The 22,096-nt window shown below is 72.0% G+C and carries 15 protein-coding genes; 8 read left to right on the forward strand and 7 right to left on the reverse strand.

Features of this window, described 5'->3' with window-relative positions; genetic code table 11:
- Window positions 1-13: 13 nt before the first annotated feature.
- From gnd to ABIC30_RS22620, 5 genes are all read right to left on the reverse strand, one after another.
- Window positions 14-991, reverse strand: coding sequence for a phosphogluconate dehydrogenase (NAD(+)-dependent, decarboxylating) (gene gnd, locus ABIC30_RS22600; protein WP_091681135.1), 978 nt, complete (start codon window positions 989-991; stop codon window positions 14-16).
- 131 nt (window positions 992-1,122) lie between these two features.
- A complete protein-coding gene (locus ABIC30_RS22605) occupies window positions 1,123-3,972 on the reverse strand; it encodes a bifunctional transaldolase/phosoglucose isomerase (RefSeq protein ID WP_354456108.1) in 2,850 nt (949 codons plus the stop codon).
- Between the two features lie 83 nt (window positions 3,973-4,055).
- A complete protein-coding gene (tkt, locus tag ABIC30_RS22610; protein ID WP_020094175.1) occupies window positions 4,056-6,131 on the reverse strand; it encodes a transketolase in 2,076 nt (691 codons plus the stop codon).
- A complete protein-coding gene (locus ABIC30_RS22615; protein ID WP_020094176.1) occupies window positions 6,128-8,017 on the reverse strand; it encodes a glycoside hydrolase family 15 protein in 1,890 nt (629 codons plus the stop codon). The genes tkt and ABIC30_RS22615 overlap by 4 nt, the downstream gene beginning before the upstream one ends.
- Window positions 8,018-8,125: 108 nt before the next feature.
- A complete protein-coding gene (locus tag ABIC30_RS22620) occupies window positions 8,126-8,725 on the reverse strand; it encodes a hypothetical protein (RefSeq protein ID WP_020094177.1) in 600 nt (199 codons plus the stop codon).
- 221 nt (window positions 8,726-8,946) lie between these two features.
- Here ABIC30_RS22620 and ABIC30_RS22625 point away from each other — a divergent pair, with 221 nt between their 5' ends.
- The 8 genes from ABIC30_RS22625 (at window position 8,947) to cysG (ending at window position 20,677) form a co-directional block, all read left to right on the forward strand.
- The gene (locus ABIC30_RS22625) at window positions 8,947-9,534 is read left to right on the forward strand and encodes an ANTAR domain-containing response regulator (RefSeq protein WP_026605088.1); all 588 of its coding nucleotides are present in this window, start codon (window positions 8,947-8,949) and stop codon (window positions 9,532-9,534) included.
- The gene (locus tag ABIC30_RS22630) at window positions 9,531-10,529 is read left to right on the forward strand and encodes a CmpA/NrtA family ABC transporter substrate-binding protein (RefSeq protein WP_020094180.1); all 999 of its coding nucleotides are present in this window, start codon (window positions 9,531-9,533) and stop codon (window positions 10,527-10,529) included. The genes ABIC30_RS22625 and ABIC30_RS22630 overlap by 4 nt, the downstream gene beginning before the upstream one ends.
- A gap of 127 nt (window positions 10,530-10,656) precedes the next feature.
- Entirely contained in the window at window positions 10,657-10,836 is a 180-nt protein-coding gene (locus tag ABIC30_RS22635) for a hypothetical protein (protein ID WP_020094181.1), read from the forward strand.
- A 578-nt stretch (window positions 10,837-11,414) separates the two neighbouring features.
- Window positions 11,415-12,668 (forward strand): NAD(P)/FAD-dependent oxidoreductase, encoded by a 1,254-nt coding sequence (locus ABIC30_RS22640; RefSeq protein WP_020094182.1) that lies wholly within the window; start codon window positions 11,415-11,417, stop codon window positions 12,666-12,668.
- A 10-nt stretch (window positions 12,669-12,678) separates the two neighbouring features.
- Window positions 12,679-14,496 (forward strand): NirA family protein, encoded by a 1,818-nt coding sequence (locus ABIC30_RS22645; protein ID WP_354456109.1) that lies wholly within the window; start codon window positions 12,679-12,681, stop codon window positions 14,494-14,496.
- Window positions 14,493-16,097: a sulfite reductase subunit alpha gene (locus tag ABIC30_RS22650; protein ID WP_056533955.1), complete on the forward strand. Its 1,605-nt coding sequence runs from the start codon at window positions 14,493-14,495 to the stop codon at window positions 16,095-16,097. The genes ABIC30_RS22645 and ABIC30_RS22650 overlap by 4 nt, the downstream gene beginning before the upstream one ends.
- Before the next feature lie 209 nt (window positions 16,098-16,306).
- Window positions 16,307-19,003 carry a nitrate reductase gene (locus ABIC30_RS22655; protein WP_354456110.1) on the forward strand — a complete coding sequence of 899 codons (2,697 nt, stop codon included), beginning with the start codon at window positions 16,307-16,309 and terminating at the stop codon, window positions 19,001-19,003.
- Between the two features lie 201 nt (window positions 19,004-19,204).
- Window positions 19,205-20,677, forward strand: a complete 1,473-nt coding sequence (cysG, locus tag ABIC30_RS22660; protein WP_020094186.1) for a siroheme synthase CysG — start codon at window positions 19,205-19,207, stop codon at window positions 20,675-20,677.
- Window positions 20,678-20,744: 67 nt separating this feature from the next.
- Here the strand turns inward: cysG and nudC are convergent, their stop codons facing one another.
- Both nudC and ABIC30_RS22670 read right to left on the reverse strand, forming a co-directional pair.
- Window positions 20,745-21,647: an NAD(+) diphosphatase gene (gene nudC / locus ABIC30_RS22665; RefSeq protein WP_020094187.1), complete on the reverse strand. Its 903-nt coding sequence runs from the start codon at window positions 21,645-21,647 to the stop codon at window positions 20,745-20,747.
- Between the two features lie 7 nt (window positions 21,648-21,654).
- Window positions 21,655-22,074: an HIT domain-containing protein gene (locus ABIC30_RS22670; protein ID WP_020094188.1), complete on the reverse strand. Its 420-nt coding sequence runs from the start codon at window positions 22,072-22,074 to the stop codon at window positions 21,655-21,657.
- Between the last annotated feature and the right edge of the window lie 22 nt (window positions 22,075-22,096).

Raw genomic sequence — 22,096 nt, forward strand, 5'->3', positions numbered from 1 at the left:
GCGGGCGTCCCGCTCAGCCCTTCGGCTCCTGGTGGCCGCCGAAGCCCTTGCGCATCGCCGAGAGCAGCTTGTCGGCGTAGCTCGCGTGCTCGCGGGAGCGGAAGCGGCGGTAGAGCGCGGCGGAGAGCACCGTCGCCGGGACGCCCTCCTCGACGGCGGCGTTGATGGTCCAGCGGCCCTCGCCCGAATCCTCGACGTAGCCGGAGAAGTCGGTGAGCTGCTCGTCGCCCGCGAGTGCCTGGGCGGTCAGGTCGAGCAGCCAGGACGAGACGACGCTGCCGCGGCGCCAGACCTCGGCGATGTCGCCCATGTTGAGATCGAAGCGGCGCTCGGCCGGCAGGTCGGACGCGTTGGCGTGGCGGAGGATGTCGAAGCCCTCCGCGTAGGCCTGCATCAGGCCGTACTCGATGCCGTTATGGACCATCTTGACGAAGTGGCCGGCGCCGGTCGGGCCCGCGTGAATGTAGCCCTGCTCGGCGCGGGGGTCGCGCCCCTCGCGGTTCGGCGTCTTCGGGATGTCGCCGATGCCGGGCGCCAGGGTCTTGAAGATCGGGTCGAGGCGGTCGACGGCTTCCTTGTCCCCGCCGATCATCATGCAGTAGCCGCGCTCCAGGCCCCAGACGCCGCCCGAAGTGCCGACATCCACGTAGTGCAGGCCCTTCTCCTTCAGGGCGGCCCCGCGGCGGACATCGTCGCCGTAGAAGGAGTTGCCGCCGTCGATGACGCAGTCGTCCGCCTGCATCAGCCCCGAGAGCGCCTGGACGGTCTGCTCGGTGATCGCCCCGGCCGGCAGCATCACCCAGGCCGCGCGCGGCACCTCGAGCTTCGAGACCAGGTCCTCCAGGCTCGACGCGCCGACCGCGCCGGCCTCGACCAGGGCGGCGACGGCCGCCGGATTCTGGTCGAACACCACGGCTGTGTGCCCGTCGCGCAGGAGACGCCGGACGATGTTGCCGCCCATCCGGCCGAGGCCGATCATGCCGAGTTGCATTGCTGCCCTTCCTTACCGATTGCCCCCGCGCGGCGAGGGTCAGGCCCCTACGGCTTCACCGACGTCACAGGCGATCCGCCGCGGCGGACCGGCGGCGGGCCGGGAAGCCCCCCGCCGGCGGTCCGGGACGGCTAGACGACAGCCATCTTCAGCGCCGCCGCGACCCGCACGAGGCCGGCCTTCGTGTCGCCGCCCTTGAGGTGGACGCGCAGCGCCCGCCGGCCGCGCTCGGCGAGGACGGCGAAGTCGCCCCGCGCCTGCGCCGCGACGACGGTGCTGAACCCGAGCTTCCGGCCCGGGATCGGCAGGTCCTCGGCAGCGTCCGCAGTGATCTGCAGGAACACGCCGGTGTCCGGGCCGCCCTTGTAGGCCTGGCCGGTCGAGTGGAGGAACCGCGGCCCGAACTCCAGGCAGGTCGCGACTTTGCGGGCGTCGCGCACGGCGATCCGCGGCTCCTGCAGGATCGCGGCGGCCTCGGCGTCGCGCGGGACGTAGGCCAGGAGCCCCAGGTAATCGCCGTCCTTCAGGCGGCCGATCTGCGCCTTCATCGCGGCCTCGAGCCCCTCGGCGGCCGGCTTGAGGGCGTCGGCGTTCCGCGGATCGGCGTAGAGCGCGACCCAGTCGTCCTCGTAGAGCGGCGTCTCGGCGGGGAGGGCGCCCTTCGCCTCGGCCTCGGCGAACAGCTTCTTCGTCTCGACCTTGCTGGCCTCGACGTCGGGCTGGTCGAACGGGTTGATCCCGATCACTGCACCGGCCACCGCGGTCGCCATCTCCAGGCGGTAGAATTCCTGCGGCAGCTGCTCGATCGAGTCGAGGGTGATGCGGGCGATCGGGTGGCCGTCCCGCTCCAGGGCGCGCAGGGCCTCGTCCTGCGCGGCCTCGGCGTTGCCGTCGAGGCGCAGGTAGACGAAGAACCGGTCGTGGCCGTAGACGGCCGGGACGCCGACCGGCTCGCCGTCCACCGGCACGAGGCCCTTGCCCTGCTTGCCGGTCGATTCCGCGATCAGCTGCTCGGCCCAGGCGCCGAAGCTCGCGATCGCCGGGGAGGCGACGATCGTCACCTTGTCGCGCCCGGCGAGCGCCGCGGCGCCGATGGCCGTGCCGAGCAGGACGCCCGGGTTCACGGCCGGCGGCACGGCCGGGCCGCAGGAGCGGACCATGATGCGGGCGGTCTCGAGGAGCGCCTTCACGTCGAGGCCCATGGCGGCGGCCGGCACGAGGCCGAAGGCCGAGAGCACCGAGTAGCGCCCGCCGATCTGCTTCACGCCGTAGAAGATCTTTTTGAACCCATCCGCCTTCGCGGCGCGCTCCATGTCGGAGCCCGGATCGGTCACGGCCACGAAGTGGTCGCCGGCCTTCTCGCCGAGCACGTCCTTGGCGCGGGCCAGGAAGTAGTCGCGGAAGACGTTCGGCTCCAGGGTCGAGCCGGACTTGGACGCGACGATGAACAGCGTCTTGGCCAGGTCGATGCTCGCCTCCAGGGCGCGCACCTGATCCGGGTGGGTCGAGTCGAGGATCTGGAGCTTCGGGAACCCCTCGCGCTGGCCGTAGGTCAGGCTCAGGACCTCCGGGCCGAGGCTCGACCCGCCCATGCCGAGCACGACCGCGTCGGTGAAGCCCTGCGCCTTCACCCAGTCGGAGAAGGCGGCGTAGTCGGCGGCCTTCTCGAGCTCTTCCTCGACGATGTGCAGCCAGCCGAGCCAGTTCGCCTCGTCGTGGCCGGACCAGACCGCGGCGTCGCCCGCCCAGAGCCGGCGGATCGACCCGCTGGCGCGCCAGGATTCGACGGCCTTCTTGGCCTCGGCCGCCAGGGTGTCGTCCATGGCGAGGCTCTGCCCGTCCAGACGGTGCCCCAGCAGCGCGACGCGCTTGCCGGCGACGGCGCCCAGCAGGTTGTCGGCGGCGTCGATGAAGAGCTGCACGCCCTCCTTCACCAGCTGCTCGGCCACCGCCTCGATGTCGATCCCGGCCCGGGCGAGGCGGTTCATCACCGCCTCGGCGCCGGGCACGTCCTCCTCGATCGTGGCCCGCACCACGCCGTGGTCGCGGAACGCGTCCATGGTGGCCGGCGGCATCGTGTTGACGGTGTTCGGTCCGATCAGCTCCTCGACGTAGAGGACGTCGGAATAGGCCTTGTTCTTCACGCCCGTGGAGGCCCAGAGCAGCCGCTGCGCCTTGGCGCCCTTCTCGGCCAGGGCGGTCCACTTGGATTCGGCGAAGATCGTCTTGTAGCGCTGGTAGGCGAGCTTGGCGTTGGCGATCGCCACCTTGCCCTTCAGCTGCTCGAGGGCGAACTTCTCGTCCGGATCGTTGGCCTGCGCGATCTTCTCGTCGAGGAGCTTGTCGACCAGGACGTCGATGCGGCTGATGAAGAAGCTCGCCACGCTGGCGATCCGCGAGACGTCGTGGCCGGCCTTCGCGCGCGCGTCGAGACCGTCGATGAAGGCGCGCGCCACGGCCTCGTAGGCCTCCTGCGAGAACAGCAGGGTGACGTTGATCGAGATGCCCTCGCTCGTCAGCTGCCGGATCGCCGGGATCCCCTCCGGAGTGGCCGGCACCTTGACCATCAGGTTGTCGCGGGAGACCGCCTTGTGCAGGCGGCGCGCCTCGGCCAGCGTCGCCTCGGTGTCGAGGGCGAGGTAGGGCGAGACCTCCAGGCTGACGTAGCCGTCGGCGCCGTCGCTCGCCTCGTAGACCGGGCGGAGCACGTCGGCGGCCGCCTGGATGTCGGCGATGGCGAGCCCCTCGTAGAGGTCGATGACGCGGCTGTCGCCGGTCGCCTGCACGGCCTTCAGGCTGTCGTCGTACTCGTCCGAGTGGCCGATCGCCTTCTCGAAGATCGACGGGTTGGAGGTGACGCCCCGCAGGCCGTCGCGCTCCACGAGCTGCTTCAGCTCGCCCTTCTCGATGAATCCGCGGGCCACGAAGTCGAGCCAGACCGCTTGATCCTGTTCGTCGTGCAGGGCCTTGAGCGCGTTCATGTCGGTTCCTCGCCTCGCGTACCGCGTACTCTCGCCCGAACGCACCCTCCCGCCCGGACCGGGCGGGAGAGCAGGCCCCCGGGCTACTTCTTGTGCTTGGCCACCTGCGCCTTCGCGGCGTCCAGGACCTTCTCGGGGGTAAAACCGAACTTGGTCTGGAGATCCTTGATCGGCGCCGAGGCGCCGAAGGTGTGCATGCCGATGATCGCGCCCTCGGAACCGGCGTAGCGGTCCCAGCCGATGACGCTGCCCTGCTCGACGGCCACCCGGGCCTTGACGGCGGGGGGCAGCACCGAGTCGCGGTAGGCCTCGTCCTGGCGCTCGAACAGGTCCCAGGACGGCATCGACACGACCCGGGCCTTCACCCCCTCGGCCTTCAGGGCCTCGTAGGCACCGACGCAGAGCTGCACCTCGGAGCCCGAGGCGAGCAGGATCACGTCGGGCGTACCCTCGCTGTCGGCCAGCACGTAGCCGCCCTTGGCGGTGCCGGAGGCGGCCCCGTACTTCGCGCGGTCGAGGGTCGGCAGCGGCTGGCGCGAGAGGGCGAGAACCGCCGGCTGGTTCTTCAGCGTGAAGATCACCCGGTAGGCCTCGGCGACCTCGTTGGCGTCGGCCGGGCGCAGGGTCACGAGGCCCGGGATGCAGCGCAGCGACAGGAGCTGCTCCACCGGCTGGTGGGTCGGCCCGTCCTCGCCCACGCCGATCGAGTCGTGGGTGAAGATGTGGAAGACCGGCAGCTCCATGAGCGAGGCGAGCCGGATCGGCGGGCGCATGTAGTCGGCGAAGACCAGGAAGGTCGCGCCGTAGGCCCGCAGCCCGGAGAGGCCGAGCCCGTTCACGATCGAGCCCATGGCGTGCTCGCGGACGCCGAAATGCAGGTTGCGGCCGCCCGGCGAGAACGGGCCGAACGAGCCCGCGCCCTCGAAGGTCAGGTTCGACTTGTTGGACGGCGCCAGATCGGCCGAGCCGCCGAGCAGGAACGGCACGTGCTGGGCGATGGCGTTCAGCACCTTGCCGGAGGATTCGCGGGTGGCGAGGCCCTTGGCGTCCGGCTCGAAGACGGGGATGTCCTTGTCCCAGCCCTCCGGCAGGCGGCCTTCCAGGAAGGCGTTCAGGTCCTCGGCGTGGGCGGCGTCCGCCTCCTTCGCCTTGGCGAGCAGGCCCTGCCACGAATCGTAGAGGCCGGCGCCGCGCTTGCCGATGCCGTTGCGGAAGTTCTCCTGCACGCCGTCCGGCACGAGGAACTGCGCGTCCTCCGGCCATCCGTAGGCGCGCTTGGCGCCCTTCACCTCGTCCTCGCCGAGCGCGTCCGAGTGGGCCTTGGAGGTGCCCTGCTTCTTCGGGGCGCCGTAGCCGATCACCGACTTGACGATGATGAGCGTCGGGCGGTCGTTGGTGGCCAGGAAGGTCTCGATCGAGCCCGCCAGCGCGTGCACGTCGTTGGCGTCGGCGACGCGCAGCACCTGCCAGCCGTAGGCCAGGAAGCGGGTCGCGACCTCCTCGCCGAAGGCCAGCTCCGTGTGGCCCTCGATGGTGACGGTGTTGTCGTCGTAGATCCAGCAGAGGTTGGCGAGCCGCAGGTGGCCGGCGAGCGAGGCGGCCTCGGAGGCGACGCCCTCCATCAGGTCGCCGTCCGAGCAGACGGCGTAGACGTTGTAGTCGAACAGCGGCAGGTTCGGCCGGTTCAGGTGCTGGCCGAGGAAGCGGCTGCCCATGGCCATGCCGACCGAGTTGGCGACGCCCTGGCCGAGCGGGCCCGTGGTGGTCTCGACGCCGGTGGTGAAGTGGTATTCCGGGTGGCCCGGGGTCCGGCTGTCGAGCTGCCGGAACTTCTTGATGTCCTCCAGCGACACCGCCGGGGCATTGCCGCCGTCGCTCTCGGCGACGCCCGCGAGGTGCAGCAGCCCGTAGAGCAGCATCGAGGCGTGGCCGCAGGACAGCACGAACCGGTCGCGGTTCGGCCAGTGCGGGTGCGCCGGGTCGTAGCGCAGGTAGCGGTTCCACAGCGTGTAGGCGACCGGCGCCAGCGCCATGGGCGCGCCGGCATGGCCCGAATTGGCCTTCTGCACCGCGTCGATCGCGAGCGTCCGGATCGTGTTGATGCTGAGCGTATCGATCTCAGCGAGGGCCGCCTTGGCGGGAGTGTCAGCACCGCTCATGATGTCGCGTCTTCCAGTTCGCCTCGCGCGGTCCGCTTCGCGGCTTCGCGCTGCCGTAGGACGGCGGGAGGAGCTCCGTTGGCCTTACCACCCTGCCGATCCGCCGGCCCTTCGCCGCGCGTATAGCTGAGGAGCGTGTTGACGAGGGCGACGTGGGTGAACGCCTGAGGGAAGTTACCCACAAGACGCTTGGCTTGCACGTCGTATTCCTCGCTGACGAGGCCGAGATCGGTGCAGATGCCGATCAGGCGCTCGATCAGTGCCCCGGCCTCGTCGCGCCGCCCCAGGCCGATGAGGTTGTCCACGTACCAGAAGGTGCAGGGCAGGAAAGCCCCCTCGGAGCCGGTCAGCCCGTCGGTGGTCTGGCCCTCGGTCTCGTAGCGGAGGATGAAGCCGTCCCGCATCAGCCCCTTGCCGATCGCCTCCACGGTGCCGACCACCCGGGGATCGTCCTGCGGGAGGAAGCCCGTATGGGCGATGAGCAGGAGGCTCGCGTCCAGGGCCTTCGCGCCGTAGGACTGGACGAAGCTGTTGAGAGCGGGATCGAAGCCCTTCTCGCAGACTTCGGCGTGGATCTCGTCCTTGACGGCGCGCCAGCGCTCGGCCTGCTCCTGCGTGGCGCCGTTCTCGTGCATCTCGTGCATGCGCAGCGCCCGGTCGAACGCCACCCAGGCCATGACCTTCGAGTGCGTGAAGTGGCGACGCCCGCCGCGCACCTCCCAGATCCCCTCGTCGGGCTCGCGCCACGCGGTCTCCAGGTGGTTCAGGATCGCGAGGCCGACCCGCAGGCCGTCCTTGCTCACCGGCAGGCCGCGGGCATGGGCCTGGTAGAGCGCGTCGAACAGCTCGCCGTAGACGTCGAGCTGGAACTGGCTGGCGGCGGCGTTGCCGATGCGGACGGGCCGCGAGTTCTCGTAGCCCGGCAGCCAGTCCAGCTCGATCTCGGGCAGCAGCCGCTCGCCGGCGATGCCGTAGAGGATGTGCGCCTGCTCGGGATTGCCCGCCACGGCCCGCAGCAGCCAGCCCAGCCAGTCGCGCGCCTCGTCGATGTAGCCGCCGTCCATCAGGGCGATCAGCGTCAGGGTCGAGTCGCGCAGCCAGCAGAACCGGTAATCCCAGTTCCGGATCCCGCCGAGCCCCTCCGGCAGGGAGGCCGTGGGCGCCGCCACGATGCCGCCGGTGGGCTCGTAGATCAGCGCCTTGAGGGTCAGGAGGGAGCGCTGGAGCATCCGGTCCCAGCCCGTGCCGCCGGCGCAGCGCGACGACCATTCGCGCCAGTGCTGGTCGGTGGCCTCGAGGACCTTGCGCGGCTCGATCGGGGGCGGGTCCTCCTCGTGGGAGGGACCGTAGCTCAGGACGAACCGGTGCTTGTCACCGGCATGGACGGTGAACTCGGACACCGTCGTCTGCGCGTCCGATCCCTTGAGATGGACGTCGGTGCGCAGCACGACCTTGTGAGGGCCCGAGACGGCGCGCAGGTCGCCCAGCTCCGAGCGGGAGACCCAGGGCACGGCCGAGCCGTAATCGAACCGGACCGCCATCTCCATCCGCATGGCGACGCGCCCGTGCACGCCCTCGACGAGCCGCACCAGATGGGACCCGTCGCCGACCGGCATGAAATCCGTGACCAGGACCTCGCCCTGCCGCGTGGTGTGGCGGGTTTCCAGCACGAGGCTGCCCGGCCGGTAGGACCAGCGCGTCTCGACGTGCTCGGCCTCGGGGAAGATCTTCCAGAAGCCGTGCGCCTCGGTTCCCAGGAGGCTGGTGAACAGGGCGGCCGCGTCGAAGCGCGGCCAGCACAACCAGTCGACGCTGCCCTGACGGCTGATCAGCGCCGCGCTCCGGCAATCCCCGACGAGCGCGTAATCCTCGATGCGTGCAGCCATCCGGCCCCGGCCCCGGTCCGCGGCCGGCAGTCCGGGCCGTCCGCTGCGACGCACCTAGGACGTCCGGTCACGAGATCCAGAGGTCGGGGTGCCCGCTGCCCGACGCGGTCAGCGCAGGCAGTCGGCCACCGCCAGGGCCACCGTGCCCTGGACCGCCCTCGCGCTGCTGCGCACGAGATTCGCCGCGTCGCCGACGGCCCGCGCGGCCGGAACCAGGGTCTCCACCACCGAGGCCGCGAAGGGCATGGCCTGCGACGGGAGCAGGGCGTCCTCGGCCTCATCGGCCGCCCCGCGGGCGGGCGCCATGGGATCGGTGTTGCTGCGGGGCGTCTCGGGGCAGCGCCGGCCGGGGCAGGCGCGCCGGCCCGCGGCCGCGACGTGGGCGTTCGCCCGTGCGGCCACGGCCGGACGGGCGGGCAGGGACCCCGTCCGCGCGATCACGGCGTCGAGCGGGTACTGCTCGGCGAACGCGATCACGGCGGGCGGGCGGCCCGGCGCCGCGACGGCGGCGATCGGCGCGAAATCCGTGGGTCCGGGAGCGGCGGACACGCCCGCTTCGACCCGGGCGCCGGGCTGTCCGGGCTTCGAGGTCGGGCAGTAGAGCGAGGCCACGCCCAGGATTGCCACGACGGCCAGCGTCGGCAGGAAGGGCATGGACACGCGGCCGTGGGCGGCGGCCGTCAGGGCGGGCTGATCTGGCCTGCGCATCCGAATCACCGATCTCCTTGACCGCCGCGAGGCCTGTACAGTGCGGCCAGCATTGCGGCGGAAGCTGGACCGTTTCTTTGCGCAGCGGTTACTGGTGCCGCAAGGTGGGATTCCGCGGAAACGGGCGCCGCGGGCCCAGCACGGGCACGGGCCTTGCTTAGCTCGCGGCGGCCCGCGCCGGGCCGGCCTCGAGAAGAAGACCCGCCCCGTACCGGGCCACGATGACTGAAACCAATCTCACCGTCGCCGTGATCGACCCGAGCCGCGCCCGCGCGGCCATCCTGGAAGAGGGCCTGCGCGCCGCCGGGATCGGGCGCGTGGTCGTGATTCCCGACACCGCCGACCTCATGGAGCGCGTCGCCGCGCTCAAGCCCGACGTGGTGGTGATCCATCTGGAGAGCCCGAGCCGGGACATCCTGGAGCAGATGTCGGGTGTCTCCCGGCAGGTCGAGCGGCCCGTGGCGATGTTCGTCGACCGCTCGGACTCGACCATGATGCAGGCCGCCGTCGATGCCGGGATCTCCGCCTACGTGGTGGACGGGCTGCGGGCGGAACGGATCAAGTCGATCCTCGACATCGCGATCCTGCGCTTCAACGCCTTCGCGCGCCTCCAGCGCGAGCTGACGGAGGCGCGGGGCGAACTCGCCGACCGCAAGCTGATCGAGCGGGCGAAGGGCATCCTGATGACCATGAAGGGCCTCTCCGAGGACGAGGCGTACAAGCAGCTGCGCCGCAAGGCCATGAACGAGAAGCGCAAGATCGCCGACATCGCCCGGGCGATCGTCACCACCGCGGACCTGCTCGGATGAGGCTCCAGCTCGGCTACGTTCCGCTCTGCGACGCGGCGCCCCTGATCGCGGCCCACGAACTCGGCTTCGCCCGGGCCGAGGGGCTCGACCTCGACCTCACCGCCGAGCCCTCGTGGGCGACGCTGCGCGACCGGCTGGCGCTGGGCCATCTCGACGGCGCGCACATGCTGGCGCCGCTGGCGCTGGCGAGCCGGCTCGCCCTGTCGGGGCCGCCCTCAGACCTGATCGTGCCGCTCCAGCTCAGCACCGACGGCAACGCCGTCACGCTGTCCAACACCCTCTGGGCCGCGATGGACCCGGCCAGCGAGGCCCTGGCGGATGTCGCCCGCGCCTTCGCGGGCGTGGCGGAGGCCCGGCACCGCGCCGGCAGCCCGCTGACCCTCGGCACGGTGCATCCCTTCTCGTGCCACAGCTACCAAGTGCGGCTGTTCGCCGAGGCCGGCGGCCTCGACGCGGCGGCGTTCCGCACCGTCGTGGTCCCGCCGCAGCACTGCGTGGAGGCGCTGGCGCGCGGCCTGGTCGACGGGTTCTGCGCGGGCGCGCCCTGGAACGACGTGGCGGTCGCGGCCGGCCACGGGCGTGTGGCGGTCCACGGCAGCGCCCTCGCGCCGAACGCGCCCGAGAAGGTGCTGGCCGTCTCCGCGCGGCTCGACGGCGCGATCCTGCCGCTGGTGCGGGCGGTCGCCCGGGCCGGACGCTGGTGCGCGGATCCGGAGAACCGGACCGAACTGATCCATCGCCTCGCCCGCCGGACCTATCTCGATCTCGATCCCGCCCTGGTCGGCCGGGCCTTCGGCGATCCGGACCTGTCCGCCGAGCCCGGCACGCGCATCCGCTTCGGCGCGTCGGTCGAGGAGCCGCGCGCCGCGCAGGCCCGGTGGCTGCTGGAGCAGATGCGGGCGTCGCAGCAGGTGCCCGCGCAGTTCGACATCGCGGCGGCGATCGCGACCGTCTACAGGGCGGATCTGTACCGGGCGGCGATGGCGGATCTCTGACGACGGCGACACTTCGCGCGGTTCGTCATCGGCGCGCGGAATCGCGGCGAACAGCGGCGGAACGCGGGGCACGCTCGCCCGTTGTGCTTGAGCCATGCCCGGATGCCGCAAACTCGAAACTGGATCGTTGATCTCGCATCCGCGCGGGCGGGTCGAGCTTCGACGCTACGTCACGCGGGGCGGCCGCGTGCCCCGCGCCTGCAACGACAACCGTCGGGCGGGATCGCACCACGCCTGGTACTGGGTCCTGGCCGCCGGCGCGATGCCGACGCTGGGGCTCCTGGCGATGCTGTCGACACTCCTGTAACGGACCGCGACGTCGATGCGGGCGCGTTCCAGGCGCCGGCATTGCGCGCCTGCGATTCTACAACTCGAGAATCGGTCCGACTCGCGGCGTTATAGTCGCGAGAACTGACGTAATACGTTCATCATAATCCGAAGCTGCGCGTTGCCGGTCAGCCCATCGGGGCCGACGCGGCGATCGCGTGCGCGCGGTAGCCCCCCGTCGACGCGCCTCCGGAAATTTCCCGACCTTCCTGTCGCTGCCGGAAAGCCCGGTCCGCCCGTGATCGCTTTTGCGACGGGTCGCACAGTTTTTGTGCAGTGCCGAAGCCGCCGCCTCGACGGCCGAAACGTCCCGGCCGCCCCACCGATCCTGCGGGTCCGCGCGGCGCTCGCGGACCGCGCGGCGTCTGGCACGGAACCTGCAAACCTCCCCCCGTCCGTCAACGGCGACGGACAGCGCCGTCAGCGAGGCCGCTGATCCGGTTCTCCCTGGGGCTGAAGCCTGCCGGGAGACGACCGGCAGCGGCTTTTTCGTGGGCGGTCCGCCAACGACCCTGCACTCGAGGTTCCAGACGCGATCGAGCGATGGCGACATCCCCCATGGACACACGCGGACACGACGCGGGCGCCGGGAACGGCCCGCCGCGCGAGAGGCTGGTCGTCGTCGGCAACGGCATGGCCTCGCTGCGCTTCCTGGAGCGGCTGACCGAGGCCGCGCCCGGCCGCTACGACATCACCTGCATCGGGGCCGAGCCCACGGCCGCCTACAACCGGGTCCTGCTCTCCTCGCTGCTCGGCGGCGAGGTCGACGAGGCGGCCTGCGCCTTCCGGGGCCTCGACTGGTACGCGGATCACGGCATCCGCCTGATCACCGGCGCGCCGGCGACGCGGATCGACCGGGAGAACGGGCTCGTCATCGTGGGCGAGACCCACGTCCTGCCCTTCGACAGGCTGGTCCTCGCGGTCGGCTCCCTGCCGATCCGCCTGCCGAAGCCCGGCATGGACCTTCCGGGCGTCATCACCTTCCGCGACCTCGCCGACGTGGCGGCGATCCGCCGTGCCGCCGTGCAGCACGCGAAGGCGATCGTCATCGGCGGCGGCCTCCTGGGCCTCGAGGCGGCGGTCGGGCTCGCGCGCCTCGGCGTCGAGACCACGCTGCTCCACGTCATGGACCGGCTGATGGAGCGCCAGCTCGATCACCACGCCGCCGGGCTGGTGAAGCGCGCCATGGAGGCGCGGGGCGTGCGCGTCATCCTCAAGGCCGACACCGCCCGGATCGAGGGCGCGTCCCGGGTCGAGCGCCTCGTGCTGGCGGACGGCACCGCGCTCCCGGCCGACCTCGTGGTGATGTCGGTGGGCGTGCGCCCCTCGGTGGCGCTGGCGCAGGAAGCGGGGCTGGCGATCGGCCGGGGCATCACGGTCGACGACCGGATGACCACTTCGGACCCGCGGATCTTCGCGCTGGGCGAGTGCGCCGAGCACCGCGGCCAGATCTACGGTTTGGTCGAGCCCGCCTACGAGCACGCCGACACGCTCGCCCGCCACCTCTCGGGCGAGCCGGCCGAGTACCGGGGCACGGCCCTGTCCACGAGCCTGAAGGTTTCGGGCCTGCCGGTCTTCTCGGCCGGGATCGTGGACACGCCCGACGACGCGGAGGCGATCGTGCTCTCCGATCCCGGCGCCGGCCTCTACCGCAAGCTGCTGGTGCGCGGCGGCCGGCTGATCGGCGCGGTGTTCGTCGGCGACATCGCCGAGCAGGGCGCCTGCAAGGGGCTGATCCGCTCCGGCGACCCGATCGAGAACGTGGACGACTTGATGTTCGGGCGCCCCGCGCCCGAGCCCCTGGCTGCTTGAGGAGGCGCGGATGTCCGAGACCACCACCCAGACCGCCGCGGGCGCGTTCGAGGCCGAGCAGAAGCGCTACCTCGAGGGCTTCGCCTCCGGCATCGCCGCCGTCCGCCTGACCGGCGGCCTCGCCGCGGGCGGGGCGGGGGCGGCCGCGCCGCCGGCCGAGCCGACGGGCCCGGACGCGATCCACATCAAGGCGCAGGACCGGACCGTCAAGGACGGCGGCAAGCTCTGCGACCAAGAGAAATGGAAGCGCGCCGAGAACCCGTTCGACGGCCACAACCGCCTCATCCAGGAGGCCGCCGCCGGCAAGCAGCCGAAGCCCGAGGACAATTTCCGCTGGCGCTACCACGGGATGTTCTGGGTGGCGCCGAACCAGGTCTCGTACATGTGCCGGCTGCGGATCCCGAACGGGATCCTGCACCACTGGCAGTTCGCCGGCATCGCCGACCTCGCCGACCAGCACGGCGGCGGCTACGTCCACGTGACCACCCGGGCGAACCTGCAGGTGCGGGAGATCGATCCCGAGCACGCCCAGCCCTTCCTCGACGGGCTCACCGATATCGGTCTCACGGCCCGGGGGGCGGGCGCCGACAACATCCGCAACGTCACCGGCTCCTCGACCGCCGGCATCGACGTCCAGGAGCTTCTGGACACGCGCCCGCTCGCCAAGTCCTGGCACAACTGGATCCTGAACGACCGCTCGCTCTACGGCCTGCCGCGCAAGTTCAACGTCGCCTTCGACGGCAGCGGCGTGATGCCGACGCTCGAGGAGACCAACGACATCGGCTTCCAGGCCGTGGAAGTGCTGGACGGCGCCGCCGTGCCGCCCGGCATCTACATGCGCCTCGTGCTCGGCGGCATCTCGGGCCACCGGGACCTCGCCCGCGACACCGGCATCGTGCTGAAGCCGGAGGACTGCAACGCCGTCGCCGACGCGATCATCCGGGTGTTCATCGAGAACGGCGACCGGACGAACCGCAACAAGAGCCGGATGAAGTACGTCCTCGACGCCTGGGGCTTCGACAAGTACCTCGCGGCCGTCGAGGACAAGCTCGGCCGCAAGCTCGACCGGGTCGCCCCGGAGCACGTCGCGCCGCGGAAGGCCACCGACCGGTTCGCCCATGTCGGCGTCCACGCCCAGAAGCAGCCCGGCCTCAACTGGATCGGCGTGGTCCTGCCGGTCGGCAAGATGACCAGCGATCAGGTCCGGGCGCTCGCCAAGATCGCCGCCGAGTGCGGCGACGGCCAGATCCGCCTCACCGTCTGGCAGAACTTCATCTTCTCCGGGGTTCCGGACGCGAAGGTCGCCGAGGTTGAGCAGCGGGTGCTCGATCTCGGCCTCACCACCAAGGCGGCGGGCATCCGCTCCGGTCTCGTGGCCTGCACGGGGGCGAAGGGCTGCAAGTTCGCGGCCTCCGACACCAAGGGCCACGCGCTGATCATCGCCGACCACGTCGAGACCGCCCTGCCGAACCTCGACGTGCCGGTGAACGTCCACCTCACCGGCTGCCACCACAGCTGCGCCCAGCACTACATCGGCGATATCGGGCTGATCGGCGCCAAGGTCGTCGTCTCGGAGGAGGGCGACACCGTCGAGGGCTACGACGTCGTGGTCGGCGGCGGTTTCGCCGAGAACCCGAAGATCGGCACCGAGATCTGGAAGGCCGTGAAGGCCGAGGATGCGCCCGCCCGCGTCGAGGCGCTGCTGCGCGCCTACCTCGCCCTCCGCCAGGGCCCCGAGGAGAGCTTCCAGGCCTTCACCAGCCGCACCGGCGCGGAGGCGCTCCGCGACGCCGCCGAGGACCAGCCCGCCCTGAAGGCCGCCGCATGACCCAGCACGTCTCGCCCCCCCTCGTCCTGATCCCCGAGACCGCGCCCTTCAACGAGGACCAGCGCGCCTGGCTCTCGGGCTACTTCGCGGCCCTGCTCGGCCCCGCCGTCGCGGGCGCGACGGCGCTCGCGCCCGGCGAGGGCCCCGCCACGGGGCCGAAACTCGCCGACAACGACGACGCCCCCTGGCACGACCCGTCCGTGCCGATCGCCGACCGGATGGCGATGGCCAAGGACCGGCCCGAACCGCAGAAGCTGATGGCCGCCATGGCCCAGCAGGATTGCGGCCAGTGCGGCTACAACTGCGCCGACTACGCCAACGCCATCTTCCTCAAGAACGAGGCGCGCCTGAACCTTTGCCAGCCCGGCGGCAAAGAGACCCTGCGCATGCTCAAGAAGCTGGACGAGGAGTTCGGCGCCGCCGGGGGCGCCCCCGCGGCGCCGAAGGCGGAGGACGACGCCCCGAAGGCGGCGGCCGATCTCGGCCCGCTCGGCTACTGCCGCGAGAACCCGGTCGAGGCGCTGTTCCTGTCCCGCCGACGCCTCAACGATCCGGGCGGCGAGAAGGAGACGTGGCACATCGAGATCGGGCTCGACGGCACGCCGATCCAGTACGAGGTCGGCGACTCGCTGGGCCTGTTCCCCGCCAACGCCCCGGCACTGGTGGATGCCGTGATCGCGGAACTCGGCGCCCGGCCCGAGCGGGTGATCGGGGAAAGGACCCTGCGCGAGCACCTGCTGATCAACTACGCGCTCGGCGCGGCGCCCGACAATCTGTACCAGCTCCTGTCGCTGCTCACCTCGGGCGCAGCGCGCAAGAAGGCGCAGGCGCTCGCCTCCGGCGAGGATCCGGACGGCGACGCCGCCTATCTCGACGTGCTCGGCGCGCTGCACAAGTTCCCGGGCGCGCGGCCCGACGCCGAGGTCTTCCTGGAGGCCTTGGACGAGCTGCAGCCGCGGCTCTACTCGATCTCGTCCTCGCCCAAGATGGATGTCGGCCGCGTGTCGCTGACCGTGGACGCGGTGCGCTACAACCACCGCTCGCGGCTGCGGCTGGGCGTGGCCTCGACGCACCTGGGCGAGCGCCTGCCCGAGCAGACCAGGGTGAAGGTCTACCTCCAGAAGGCGCACGGGTTCGGCCTGCCGGCCGACCTGTCGAAGGACGTGATCATGTGCGGCCCCGGCACCGGCATCGCGCCGTTCCGGGCCTTCCTGCGCGAGCGCGCCGCCACGCGGGCGCCGGGCCGCAACTGGCTGTTCTACGGCCACCAGCGGCAGGCCTCGGACTTCTTCTACAAGGACGAGCTGAACAGCCTGAAGGACGACAAGGTGCTCACCCGCCTGTCCCTGGCCTGGTCGCGGGACGGGACGGAGAAGACCTACGTCCAGGACCGGATGCGCGAGAACGGCGCCGAGCTGTGGAAGTGGCTCGAGGGCGGCGCGCATTTCTACGTCTGCGGCGACGCCAAGCGCATGGCCAAGGACGTCGAGCGGGCGATCATCGACGTGGCGGCGCAGTTCGGCGGCAAGAGCCCCGAGGACGCGGTGGCCTATCTCGCCGCGCTCAAGAAGGCCGGGCGGTATCAGGCCGACGTGTACTGAACCGCAACTTGCTCTCCTCCCCTGGCGACCCCGGGCTTGCCCGGGATCGCTCGAGCTTGTGGGGAGGAGCCGGAGGTGGGGGTGGCGCAGGATGGGGCTCGGGCGGTGCCTTCTGCACCACCTCCACCCCTAACCCCTCCCCACAGGGGGGAGGGGAACGGCGGCGCGAAGCTTGCTCCCGCCCAGGACGACCCTGCGAGGATTCAGCCATGACCCAGCCAGTGGCGGCGCCGACGGTGCGGACCACCTGCCCCTATTGCGGGGTCGGGTGCGGCGTGCTCGCGACCCCGGACGGGCAGGGCGGCGCCACCATCGCGGGCGATTCCGAGCACCCGGCCAATTTCGGCCGCCTGTGCTCGAAGGGCTCGGCGCTGGGCGAGACCCTGTCGCTCGAGAACCGCCTGCTCCACCCGCAGGTCGACGGCGCCCAGGTCTCGTGGGATGCCGCGCTCGACACGGTCGCGGGCAAGCTCCGCGCGGTGGCGGACGAGCACGGGCCGGACGCGATCGCCTTCTACCTCTCGGGCCAGCTCCTCACCGAGGATTACTACGTCGCCAACAAGCTCGCGAAGGGCTTCATCGGCACGCCGCACGTGGACACCAACTCGCGGCTCTGCATGTCGAGCGCGGTCGCGGCCCACCGCCGGGCCTTCGGCTCCGACACGGTCCCGGGCTGCTACGAGGATCTCGACGAGGCCGACCTGATCGTGCTGGTCGGCTCCAACACCGCGTGGTGCCACCCGGTCCTGTTCCGCCGCATGGCCGACGCCAAGGAGCGCCGCGGCACCAAGTTCGTGGTCATCGACCCGCGCCGGACCCAGACCGCGCAGGAATGCGACCTGTTCCTCGGCATCCGGCCGGGCACCGACACCGCCCTGTTCTCGGGCCTGCTGGTCTACCTGTCGGACAACGGTTTCCGCGACCGCGCCTTCATCGATTCCCACACGGCCGGCCTCGACGGCGCCCTCGACCGCGCCCGCCAGATCGCGCCGGACCTCGCGGCTGTCGCCGCCGTCACCGGCGTGACCGAGGCCGACATCGCGGCCTTCTACGCCCTGTTCGCCGGCACCCGCCGGGTGGTCACGGCCTTCTCGCAGGGGGTGAACCAGTCGGCGCAGGGGACCGACAAGGGCAACAGCATCATCAACTGCCACCTCGTCACCGGCCGGATCGGCGAGACCGGGATGGGGCCGTTCTCGCTGACCGGCCAGCCGAACGCCATGGGCGGGCGCGAGGTCGGGGGGCTCGCCAACATGCTGGCCGCCCACATGCACTTCACCCCCGAGGAGGTGGACCGGGTGCGCCGCTACTGGGGCGCCCCGCGGATCATCACCGGCGAGGGCATGAAGGCGGTGGCGCTGTTCGAGGCGATCGGCCGGGGCAAGATCAAGGCGCTGTGGGTGATGGGCACCAACCCGCTGGTCTCGATGCCGCGGGCCGACGCGATCCGGGACTCGCTCGCCGGCCTCGACCTCTACGTGGTGTCCGAGGCGGTGGCGGATTCCGACACCGCGCGGGGGCGGGCCAAGACCACCGTGCTTCTCCCCGCCCAGGCCTGGGGCGAGAAGGACGGCACGGTCACCAATTCCGAGCGCCGGATCTCGCGCCAGCGCCGCTTCCTCGCGAGCCCCGGCGAGGCCAAGCCGGACTGGGCGGCGCTGGCGGATGTCGGGCGCCGCCTCGGCCACGGCCGGGCCTTCGCGTTCGATTCCGCCGCCGCGATCTTCCGCGAGCATGCCGGGCTCTCGGCCTACGAGAACAACGGCACCCGCGATTTCGACCTCGGCGCGCTCGCGGACATCGGCGACGCCGCCTACGAGGCGGCCCTGCCGGTGCAGTGGCCGATCCCGAAGCGCTCCGGCTTCCGGGGCGCCCAACAGGGGAAGGCGAGGCTGTTCGGCGACGGCCGGTTCTACACCTTCGACCGGCGCGCCCGCTTCGTCGCGGTGCAGCCGCCGGCCCTCGCGCTCGCGGCCTCGGCGGCGTTCCCGCTCATGCTTAACACCGGCCGGGTTCGCGACCACTGGCACACGATGACGCGCACCGGGAAGAGCCAGCGGCTCTCCGCGCACCGGGCCGTGCCGTTCGTCGAGGTTCATCCGGACGACGCGGCGGCCCACGGCCTCGCGGAGGGCGACATCGCCCGGCTCACGACCGCGCACGGCGCGGCCGAGCTGGAGGTGACGGTCACCGACACGGTGGTGCCGGGCAGCCTGTTCATGCCGATGCACTGGGGCGGCGCCTTCGCGTCGCGGGCCCGGGTCGGCGCGCTGGTGCGGGGCATGACCGACCCGGTCTCGGGTCAGCCCGAGCTCAAGGCGACCCCCGCGGCGATCGAGTCCGTCGGCTACCGCGCCCGCGGCTTCCTGCTGACGCGCCGACAGGTGGCGCTGCCCGAGGGCTGGTGGTGGGCGCGCGCCGCGATCACCGGCGGCTGGGGCGCGCAGTTCGCCACCGCCGACAGCTCCCGCGCCGTGGCGCTGATGGTGCGCGGGCTGATCCAGAGCGAGGCGCTGCCGGGCGGCGAGCTGGCGGAATACGCCGACCACGCCCGCGATCGCTACCGCTGCGCGGTCTACGACGGCGACCGCCTCGTCGCCTGCCTCGCCTACGCCCCCGCCGCCGAGCGGCCGGACTGGGAGGCCGCCAAGGTCCTGTTCGCCGCCGAGGCGCCCGACGCCGCCGAGCGGCGGGCGCTGCTCTCGGGCCGCGCGGCGACCGCCTCGGCGGGTCCGGTGGTCTGCGCCTGTCACGGCGTCGGCGCGGACATTATCGCCGCGACCATCGCCGGAGGCGCCGGCTCCGTGGAGGCGGTGGGTGCCGCCTGCAAGGCCGGGACGAATTGCGGCTCGTGCATACCGGAGATCCGCAAGATGCTGGCCGGGCAGACCGCATGCGCCGCGTGATTTTCTGATACACTCGCCGGCGAGGATGGATCGGCTTCTCCTGTCAGATCACCTCATCCTGAGGTGCCCGCGTCAGCGGTCCTCGAAGAAGAGCTCCAGGGATCGCGGCCGACTGGAGCCTCCTTCGAGGCCTCCGCTCCGGTACCCGAGGATGAGGGGGCAGTCGGGACCGGCCGGATCAGGACGATTCAGGACAGGCCCGTGACCGAGACCCCCCTGCGCGCAGCCCGCGCCCCCCGCGAGACCAAGGCTGCCGGCCTGGAGCCGCTGGCGGTGCTGCCCGTCTTCGTCCCCCTGCGCGGCAAGCGGGTGGTGCTCGCCGGCTCGTCCGGCGGCGCTCCCTGGAAGGTGAAGGTGCTGGCCGCCGCCGGCGCCCATGTCGACGTCTACGCGCCCGAGCCCGGCGAGGAGCTGCGCGCCGTGCCGGGCGAGATCGTCGACGGGCAGGTGGTCCTGCACGAACGCCCCTGGAGCCCGGACGATCTCTGGGGCGCGGCCTTCTGCATCGGCGCGATGGAGGACGAGGCCGAGTGCGTCGCCTTCGTGGCGGCCGCCCGCGGCGCCGGCGCCATCGTCAACGCGGTGGACCGGCCACACCTCTGCGACGTGAAGTTCGGCGCCATCGTCAACCGCTCGCCGCTCGTGGTCGGCATCTCGACCGAGGGCGCGGCCCCGGTCTTCGGGCAGACCGTGCGCGCCCGGATCGAGGCGATGCTGCCCCGCGGGTTCAGTCGCTGGGTCGCGGCCGCCCGCGACTGGCGCGACGGCGTCACGGCCCGCTTCCACGGCTTCGCCGACCGGCGGTTCTTCTGGGAGCGCTTCACCGACCGGGCCTTCGCGGAGCCCGACCGGGCGCCGTCGGACCGGGATCTCGCCGAGCTGCTCGGCGAGACCGAGACCGCTCCGAAGGGCGGCGCCGTGACGCTGGTCGGGGCCGGCCCCGGCGACGCGGAGCTGCTCACGCTCAAGGCGCTGCGGGCGCTGCGCAACGCCGACGTCATCCTCTACGACGACCTCGTCGCACCCGAGATCCTGGACTACGCCCGCCGCGAGGCCCGCACCATGCTGGTGGGCAAGACCGGCCACGGCCCGTCCTGCCGCCAGGACGACATCAACGCGCTGATGGTGCAGCTCGCCCGCTCCGGCAAGCAGGTGGTGCGGTTGAAATCCGGCGACCCGCTGGTCTTCGGCCGGGCCGGCGAGGAGATCGAGGCCTGCCGGGCCGCCGGCATCCCGGTGACCGTGGTGCCGGGCGTCTCGGCCGCGCAGGGTGCGGCGGCGTCCCTCGGCCTGTCCCTGACCCATCGCGACGCCGCGCGCCGGCTCCAGTTCGTCACCGGCCACGACCGCCGCGGGGCGCTGCCGGACGACCTGAACTGGGGCGCTCTCGCCGATCCGAGCGTCACCACGATCGTCTACATGCCGAAGCGGACCCTGCGGGCCTTGCTGGCGCGCGCCGTGGAGGAGGGGCTGGCGCCCACGACGCCGGCGCTGCTGGTGTTCAACGCCACCCGCCCGAACCAGCAGGCCCTGCGCGGCACGGCCGCCGACCTCGCCGACCGGGTCGAGGCGGCGGGCCTCGACGGGCCGGCGCTGCTGATGGTGGGCGAGGCCTTCTCGGAGATGCGTGGCGCGCTGCCGGCCCAGGCGGAGCAGGCCCGCGTCGCGGTCTGAGGCCGATGACGCGGGCGCGGCGGGGGAGCTGCAGATCAGCGGCTCCGGCGCGTCCGGCTGATCCGGATCAGGTCTCGCCGGCCACGAAGGCGCGCATCAGGTAGTTGGCAATCGCCATGGGCGGCGGCGCCAGGATCCCCTCGGGATGCGTTCCCGCCAGCATGGCCGCGACGTCGGCCCGGCTGAACCAGCGCGCATCCTCCAGCTCGCTGGGATCGGTCACGATAACCTCGTCGAGCGCCTCGGCGGCGCAGCCCATCATCAGCGACGACGGGAACGGCCAGGGCTGCGACGTCCGGTAGGTGACGGCGCCGACGCGGATCTGCGTCTCCTCGAACACCTCGCGGCGCACCGCGTCCTCGATCGTCTCGCCGGGCTCCAGGAAGCCCGCGAGGCAGGAATACATGTGCGGGCGGAAATGCGGACCCCGGCCGAGCAGGCAGGTGTCGCCCCGGCGCACCAGCATGATCACCACCGGATCGACCCGGGGGAAATGGTGGGCGCTGCAACTCGGGCATTCCCGGCGGAAGCCGCCGGCCTTCGAGACGGTGGCGGTGCCGCAATTGGCGCAGAAACCGTGGCGGGCGTGCCAGTCGAGCATGGACTTGGCCACGGCGAGCAGGCCGAGCTCCTCGGCCTCCACGGCGGAGTCGGTGGCGATCGACCTCAGGTCGAGGGTACGGGTCGGCCCCTCGGAGAAGCGCTCCGCGGCCTCGGCCGGCGCGGCGGCGGCGAAGACGGGCTGCCCGTCCCGGTGCCCGAGGAAGATGCGCGTCCCGCCCGCGAGGTCCGCCGCCTCCGCGACCGCGATCAGCGCGGTCTCCCCGCGTAGCACGATCCGGTCGCCGCAGATCAGCACGAGGCGGGCCTCGGGCGTGTCGAAGGCGGGCACCGCCTCCTCGGGCTGCTCGGCCGAGTGCCGGTCGAGGCGGTTTCGGACGAAGCCGAGGGTGTCGCGGGGATCGGTCATGCGAGGGTCAGGCCGCGGAGAAGAGGGCGCCGGCGCGCTCGAGGAGCTGGGCGCGGGCGTGGGGCGGGTAGGGCTTGCGGGTCTCGAACCCCCAGACCGGCCCCGGCCAGGCGGGATCCGACCGGAAGCGGCCGACCACGTGGACGTGGAGCTGCGACACCACGTTGCCCAGGGCGCCGACATTCACCTTGTCGGGCTTGGATAGGGCCTGCATCACCCCCGTGGTGAGGCGGATCTCCTTCCAGAGCGCCGCGGCATCGGTCTCGGAGAGGTCGGTGATCTCGGTGAGGTTCGGGCGGCGCGGCACTAGGATCAGCCACGGGAACCGGGCATCGTCCATCAGCAGCACGCGGCACAGGGCGAGGTCGCCCACTTCGGCGGTGTCAGCCGACAGGCGCGGGTCGAGGGTGAAGGCGGGCTCGGTCATCGCCGACCGGTGTAGCGCAGCT

Source organism: Methylobacterium sp. 1030, assembly GCF_040544715.1.
In the GTDB taxonomy this organism is placed as follows: domain Bacteria; phylum Pseudomonadota; class Alphaproteobacteria; order Rhizobiales; family Beijerinckiaceae; genus Methylobacterium.

Excerpts from the sequence above, each read along its gene's own strand:
- gnd (WP_091681135.1), bottom strand. The coding sequence starts at position 991 with ATGCAACTCGGCATGATCGGCCTCGGCCGGATGGGCGGCAACATCGTC.
- ABIC30_RS22605 (WP_354456108.1), bottom strand. The coding sequence starts at position 3,972 with ATGAACGCGCTCAAGGCCCTGCACGACGAACAGGATCAAGCGGTCTGG.
- tkt (WP_020094175.1), bottom strand. The coding sequence starts at position 6,131 with ATGAGCGGTGCTGACACTCCCGCCAAGGCGGCCCTCGCTGAGATCGAT.
- ABIC30_RS22615 (WP_020094176.1), bottom strand. The coding sequence starts at position 8,017 with ATGGCTGCACGCATCGAGGATTACGCGCTCGTCGGGGATTGCCGGAGC.
- ABIC30_RS22620 (WP_020094177.1), bottom strand. The coding sequence starts at position 8,725 with ATGCGCAGGCCAGATCAGCCCGCCCTGACGGCCGCCGCCCACGGCCGC.
- ABIC30_RS22625 (WP_026605088.1), top strand. The coding sequence starts at position 8,947 with ATGACTGAAACCAATCTCACCGTCGCCGTGATCGACCCGAGCCGCGCC.
- ABIC30_RS22630 (WP_020094180.1), top strand. The coding sequence starts at position 9,531 with ATGAGGCTCCAGCTCGGCTACGTTCCGCTCTGCGACGCGGCGCCCCTG.
- ABIC30_RS22640 (WP_020094182.1), top strand. The coding sequence starts at position 11,415 with ATGGACACACGCGGACACGACGCGGGCGCCGGGAACGGCCCGCCGCGC.
- ABIC30_RS22645 (WP_354456109.1), top strand. The coding sequence starts at position 12,679 with ATGTCCGAGACCACCACCCAGACCGCCGCGGGCGCGTTCGAGGCCGAG.
- ABIC30_RS22650 (WP_056533955.1), top strand. The coding sequence starts at position 14,493 with ATGACCCAGCACGTCTCGCCCCCCCTCGTCCTGATCCCCGAGACCGCG.
- ABIC30_RS22655 (WP_354456110.1), top strand. The coding sequence starts at position 16,307 with ATGACCCAGCCAGTGGCGGCGCCGACGGTGCGGACCACCTGCCCCTAT.
- nudC (WP_020094187.1), bottom strand. The coding sequence starts at position 21,647 with ATGACCGATCCCCGCGACACCCTCGGCTTCGTCCGAAACCGCCTCGAC.
- ABIC30_RS22670 (WP_020094188.1), bottom strand. The coding sequence starts at position 22,074 with ATGACCGAGCCCGCCTTCACCCTCGACCCGCGCCTGTCGGCTGACACC.